This is a genomic window from Streptomyces sp. PA03-6a, from assembly GCF_033792765.1.
In the GTDB taxonomy this organism is placed as follows: domain Bacteria; phylum Actinomycetota; class Actinomycetes; order Streptomycetales; family Streptomycetaceae; genus Actinacidiphila.
Genome location: NZ_JARAVK010000519.1, coordinates 1 through 2128 on the forward strand (window position 1 = coordinate 1; position 2128 = coordinate 2128).

Annotated in this window: 3 protein-coding genes; all 3 read right to left on the reverse strand. The window is 72.7% G+C overall.

Translation table 11 applies throughout. The features are described 5' to 3' along the window. Positions 1 to 1137 (reverse strand): copper resistance CopC/CopD family protein (locus PV350_RS46240; protein WP_500339267.1); only part of this gene is annotated, 1137 nt, incomplete at its 3' end. Next, the gene (locus PV350_RS46245; protein ID WP_500339268.1) at positions 1134 to 1271 is read right to left on the reverse strand and encodes a hypothetical protein; all 138 of its coding nucleotides are present in this window, start codon (positions 1269 to 1271) and stop codon (positions 1134 to 1136) included. The genes PV350_RS46240 and PV350_RS46245, both read right to left, overlap by 4 nt. Before the next feature lie 19 nt (positions 1272 to 1290). After that, positions 1291 to 2049, reverse strand: a complete 759-nt coding sequence (locus tag PV350_RS46250) for a YcnI family copper-binding membrane protein (RefSeq protein ID WP_500339269.1) — start codon at positions 2047 to 2049, stop codon at positions 1291 to 1293. Between the last annotated feature and the right edge of the window lie 79 nt (positions 2050 to 2128).

The following is a 2128-nucleotide window of genomic DNA, read 5'->3' on the forward strand; positions in this document are numbered from 1 at the left end:
GGCGGGGACGGCCTGGGTCACCCGTGGCGGGGCGGTCGCGGTCCGGGGAGCCACGGCGGGGAGGGCGAGGCGGCCGGTCAAGCGCCGGGAGAAGAACGCCAGGCCCAACAGCAGCCCCACGGCGGCCACCTTGGCCGCCAGCAGTTGCCCGTAGCGGGTGTCGGTCAGGGCGGTCAGGGTGCCCACCTGCCGCAAGGACTGGTAGATGCCGGTGGCCACCAGGACGGTGACGCTGGTGAACGCCAGCCGTGAGAACCGGGCCACCGACCGGGCGGGCAGCTCGGGGGTGGTGAACAGGGCCAGCGTCAGCAGGGTCAGGCCGCCCAGCCAGACCGCGGCGGCGAGCAGGTGCACCACGTCGACCGGCATGGCCACTGCGGACTGCAGTCCGACCGAGGCGTGTTCCGCGGCCGCCCAGGTCGTGGCCAGCGCCGTGGCCACGGCGGCCGCGGCCGCCGCCGTCAGCAGTGCCCGCCTGCGCCCCGCCGGAAGCGGCCGGTTTCTGCGCCACCAGGCCCAGGCCGCTGCGCAGGCGGCCAGCAGCACCAGGCGCGCCCCCAGCATCACGCCGGCTTTGGTCTGCGCGGCCTCGGTCAGCCGGGAGAGGTCGGCGACGTCGCCGAAGCGGCCGGAGCCGGTGTAGGCGCCCCGCAGGAGGAGCAGCGCAGCGGTGCTGGCGGTCACCAGGGCCCATCCGGTGATGACGGCGCGGCGCAGGGGGCGTCTGCTGAGTCCGAACGGCCAGCACAGCAGCAGGAAGCCGGTGCCGCCGACGAGGAGCAGCAGTCCGGCGTAGGCGCCGAAGCGGCCGGCCAGGTAGGCGTGTGCGACCGGTCCGGAGTCGGCGCTGTCGGTGTCGGCGGCGGACACCGAGGTGGTGGAGGGTGCGCCGATGGAGAAGGTGTACGCACCGGCCACGGGATGGCTGTCGGCGGAGACCACGTGGTAGGCGACGGTGTAGGTGCCGTGGGCCGGTGTCGTGGGCAGGCCGACGGCGTAGGCGGTGCCGCCCTGTGCGGTGGGGTGGGCGTCGTCGACGCGTTTGCCGGTGGGGTCCAGGACACGGATGGCATCGCTGTTCAGGGCGATCTTCTCGGAGAAGACCAGGACGACCCGGGTGGGTGGCCGGGCGGTCACCGCTCCTTGCTCGGGCGTGTGCTGTGTGTCAGTGCGGCGTGCGCGCCGGCCGGAGCGGTGGTGCCCAGCAGCAGGCCGATGGCAGCCAGGAGCACGAAGGCCCAGCTGCGCAGGCGTGGAGCGGTGACCGTCATCGGTACTCCCTCAGCCTGGTCAGGCGCGGCTGCTGCGGGGGCGGCCTGCGAGGGCGGCGAACGGGATTCCGGCGGCGACTACGACCAGGCCCGCGATGCCCAGGCCACGGGCCGTGCCGTCGGTGGTGTCACCTGCTGTGGGTGCCGTGTTCTTGTCGGCGTTGCCGGTTTGGCCGGTGTCGGGGTCCTTGGTGGCCGATGCCTGGTCGGCGGCGTCGTCTTGGTGGTGGTCGTCCTGCGTGGCGGCGGCCAGTTGCAAGGTCGGGGCGGGATGCTCCGGCTCCTCCTGGCCCTCGGCCTGCGGCTCGATCCACCGCACGACCTCCTTGTTGCTGTAGGTCTGCAGGGCCTTGAACACCAACTGGTCAGTTTTCTTGGGTAGTTGCCCCAGCGACAGGGGGAACTCCTGGAAGGAGCCGGGCGCGATGCCCTTGCCGGTGGCGGTCCAGGTCACCTTGGTGACCGCCTCGCTGATGCTCTGGCCGTGCAGTGCCAGCGGCTTGTCCGGCTTGGACTTGGTGATCTTGATGTCCCAGCCCGTGATCGCCTGCGGCTGGACCGACGCCAGCGGGTGATCGGCGGGGAGGACGACCTCGAGCTTGGTGGTGGAGGCGTTGTCCCGCTCGTTGGGGACCTTGAAGTTCACCGTGGCGTAGCCGCCCTTGGTGGCCGGGCTCTGCGGCTGGACGGAGACGTGGGCGAAGGCGGGCGTCGAGGCGAGGACGATGCCGGCGGCCGCGGCAGCCGTGGCGATGCCGATACGGAAGGAAGAACGCATGACAGAACTCCGGTGGTGGAGGGCCCCGCGCGCGGCACGGTGGCGGCGCGTGGGGGGACCGCAGGGGTGTGGGGTGGTC